A 2,618-nucleotide genomic window follows, 5' to 3' on the forward strand; every position below is an offset into this window, starting at 1 on the left:
GCCCACGGCGCTGCGCGTCGAAGGCCTGCGCCACGCCGGCCGGCGCGAGCTGTCGTCCGAGGCCGCGCCGATCAGTTTCAGCCTGCGCTACGGCGAGATCGTCGGGCTCGCCGGCCTGGTCGGCTCCGGCCGCACCGAGACGCTGCGCGCGATCTTCGGCGCCGACCGCGCGGCCGCCGGGCAAGTCTTCCGCGACGACCGCCCGGTGCACATCGCGAGCCCGCGTGATGCGCTCGCGCACGGCATCTGCCTCGTCACCGAGAACCGCAAGGAAGAGGGCCTGGTGCTCGACATGCCGATCCGCGCCAACCTCAGCCTGGCGCAGCTCGGTGCGGTGTCGCGCGGCGGGCTGCTGAAGGCCGAGGCCGAGAACGCCGCCGCGCGCCACATGGCCGGCGAGCTGCAGATCCGGCTCGCGTCGATCGCGCAGCCGGTGCGCCAGCTGTCCGGCGGCAACCAGCAGAAGGTGGTGCTCGGCAAGTGGCTGCTGCGCGACCCGAAGGTGCTGCTGCTCGACGAGCCGACGCGTGGCGTCGACGTCGGGGCCAAGGCCGAGATCCATGCGCTGCTCGAACGCATGGCCGCGCAGGGCATGGCGGTGCTGGTGGTGTCGTCCGACCTGCGCGAGCTGATCGGCCTGTGCGACCGCATGCTGGTGATGAGCCGCGGCGTGCTGGTCGGCGAGGTGCCGCGCGCGCAGTTCGATGAAGAGGCCATCCTCGCGATGGCCTACTGTGAATACCTGGTGCGTCCGCAGCAAGCGGCACGTGCAGCGGCCTGAGGCATGGATGCGATGCAAACGATGAACCTGACTCCCCCGAAACCCGCCGGCAATGCCTCGGCGGGCGACCGCGCCGCGCTGGTGCTGCGCGAGGCCGGCATCGGCCTGGCGCTGCTGCTGCTGGTGGGCGTGTTCGCGCTGCTGTCGCCGATCTTCCTGACGGCCGGCAACCTGACGAACATCTTCACGCAGATCTCGATCAACGTGGTCCTCGCGGTCGGCATGACCTTCGTGATCCTGATCGGCGGCATCGACCTGTCGGTCGGCTCGGTGATGGCGTTCTGCGCGGTGGTGGCCGGCACGGTGCTGAAGCTCGACGGGCTCGAGCCGGCGGCGGCGATCCCGCTGGCACTCGCCGCCAGCATCGCGGTCGGCGCGGCCTGCGGGCTGGTCAACGGCGCGGTGTCGGCGTGGTGGGCGATCCCGTCGTTCATCGTCACGCTCGGCATGCTGAACATCGCGCGCGGCGCGGCGCTGCAATGGACGCAGGCGCGCTCCATCTACGAATTCCCCGACGCCTTCAACGACTTCGGCAGCGCCACGCTGCTGGGCGTGCCGGCGATCTTCCTGGTGGCGCTGGCGCTGGTGGCGGCCGGCTGGTTCGTGCTCAACCGCACCGTGTTCGGCCGGCTGGTCTACGCGATCGGCAACAACGAGGAGGCGGTGCGGCTGGCCGGCCACAACGTTCGCTTCCACAAGATCGCGGCCTTCGTGATCTGCGGCGCGGCGGTCGGCGTCGGCGCGGTGATCTACATGACGCGGCTGACGATCGCGAGCCCGATCTCGGGCATCGGCTTCGAGCTGAACGCGATCGCGGCGGTGATCATCGGCGGCACCAGCCTGTCCGGCGGGCGCGGCTCGATCATCGGCACGCTGCTCGGAGCGTGCATCATCGGGGTCCTGGCCAACGGCCTGATCCTGATCGGCATGAGCGACTTCCTTCGACAGATGGTCACCGGTTTCGTCATCATCCTCGCGGTGGTGCTGGACGTGCTGCGCGCACGGCTGGCGCAGCGTGCCGCGCGATGAACCACACCGAACGCAGCGGCGGCAGCGGCCGCGACGCGCGGGTGCCGGCCCGCCTCAGCACCATCAAGGACGTGGCGCAGCAGGCCCAGGTGTCGGTGACGACGGTGTCGCACGTGGTCAACGGCACGCGCTTCGTCAGCGAGGCGGCTCGCCAGCGGGTGCAGCAGGCGATCGAGGAGCTGCGCTACGTGCCGAGCGCGCTGGCGCGCAGCCTGAAGAGCAACCGCACCCACACCGTCGGGATGATGATCCCGAACAGCTCGAACCCGTATTTCGCCGAGATCATCCGCGGCATCGAGGACACCTGCTACGAAGCCGGCTTCAACGTGATCCTGTGCAACTCCGACGACGACCCGCTGAAGCAGAGCACCTACGTGCGCCTGCTCAGCGAGAAGCAGGTCGACGGGCTGATCGTGATGTCGTCCGGTGCCGATGGCGAGCTGCTCGACACGCTGCGCGACGCCAACATGCCGCAGGTGGTGGTCGACCGCGAGATCGACGACCTGGAGGCCGACCTGGTCGAGGTCAACCACGAGGCGGGTGGCGTGATCGCGACCGAGCACCTGCTGTCGCTCGGGCACCGGCGCATCGCCTGCATCGCCGGGCCGCAGACGCTCTCGTCGGCGCGCCAGCGCGTGCTGGGCTACCACCGCGCGCTGCGCGAAGCCGGCCTGGCGGTCGACGACCGGCTGCTGCGCAGCGCCGATTTCACGAGCGCCGGCGGCCATGCCGCGATGGTCTCGCTGCTGCAGGCCGGCGTGCAGCCGACCGCGGTGTTCGTCTCGAACGACCTGATGGCGATCGGCGC

The 2,618-nt window shown here is 70.4% G+C and carries 3 protein-coding genes; all 3 read left to right on the forward strand.

Going from position 1 to position 2,618, the window contains the following annotated elements; all coding sequences use genetic code 11:
- On the forward strand, positions 1-781 hold a 781-nt coding region (locus tag AC1D15_RS26190), incomplete at its 5' end, for an ATP-binding cassette domain-containing protein (protein ID WP_477828291.1).
- A 21-nt stretch (positions 782-802) separates the two neighbouring features.
- Complete coding sequence (locus tag AC1D15_RS26195) at positions 803-1,810, forward strand: ABC transporter permease (protein ID WP_052211652.1); 1,008 nt, start codon at positions 803-805, stop codon at positions 1,808-1,810.
- A partial coding sequence (locus AC1D15_RS26200) for a LacI family DNA-binding transcriptional regulator (RefSeq protein WP_477828292.1) occupies positions 1,807-2,618 on the forward strand: 812 nt, incomplete at its 3' end. The genes AC1D15_RS26195 and AC1D15_RS26200, both read left to right, overlap by 4 nt.

The organism is Rhizobacter sp. P2_H2 (assembly GCF_056403375.1).

Bases quoted from the DNA above. Each gene is read 5' to 3' on its own strand.
- AC1D15_RS26195 (WP_052211652.1), top strand. From the start codon at position 803: ATGAACCTGACTCCCCCGAAACCCGCCGGCAATGCCTCGGCGGGCGAC.